The organism is Acinetobacter sp. TUM15064 (assembly GCF_008980265.1).
Lineage (GTDB): Bacteria > Pseudomonadota > Gammaproteobacteria > Pseudomonadales > Moraxellaceae > Acinetobacter.
The window spans coordinates 1-898 of record NZ_BKFU01000162.1 but is presented as its reverse complement, the minus strand read 5'-3'; the positions used below and the strand labels follow the sequence as shown (position 1 = coordinate 898).

The following is an 898-nucleotide window of genomic DNA, read 5'->3' as shown; positions in this document are numbered from 1 at the left end:
AACCGGTTGTTGAAAAAAATAATCTGCAAGCAACTTCAGTTCAGGACGTTGTTTACTGTGAGAACAAAAAATAGTCAGATAGGGAGATAAATTTGAGTTTTTTAATAATTGAATAATGTCATTTTGACAGGAATAACTTTCAGCAATCCAGATATTGTAATGCGATTTCACAGTAGATTTGATCTCAATTTTATTTAATAACAATTATGAATTTATGATTCCATTCTACATGGAGTATATAAAATTTTTCATGTAATAAGTTGAATAATTGTTCTAGAAAGTCACTGGGTTGGTATACGCCCAGTGACGTGGTGGCAGGTTTTTATATTGCTGCACTTGCCGCGTGAATCCGCCTATGTTAAAACAATATAGGGCGAATAAAATAATTTTTAAGATATTTTTTTTATATTCATATGCTTAATTAGTTAAATGAAATATTACAATATTGTAAGAGGGTAGTATGCAACTTATTGCAGGTGGAAACATTGCTTTAGCATCTGAAGTGGTGGAGATATTAATAAAAACCAGTATTCCTAATCAATTAGAGGTTGATTGTACTGCATATCTTTTAGCACAAAGTACGCAAAAAGTGCGTGGTGATCAGGATATGATTTTCTATGGACAAACTCAAACACGAAATCAAAGTGTGCTACTAGTCCAGTCTGATTCCAATGATCCATATTTAAGTAAATTTAAGATTAATACAGCATTAATTGATCCACAAATTCAAAAAGTTACTTTATGTGCAACTATCAGTGAACCAAATAATTTTAGTCGAATATCTCCCATTCATATTGAACTTTTATCCGGTACTCAAACCATCGCCAATGCATTGATTCAGACTCAGTCTAAAACAGAAAAAGCATTAATTTTGGCAGAAGTGTATAAACATAATGAT

The 898-nt window shown here is 31.4% G+C and carries 1 protein-coding gene; it reads left to right on the top strand.

The features are described from left to right. Nucleotides 1–460: 460 nt before the first annotated feature. On the top strand, nucleotides 461–898 hold a 438-nt coding region (locus tag GBI16_RS18205), incomplete at its 3' end, for a TerD family protein (protein WP_171494594.1).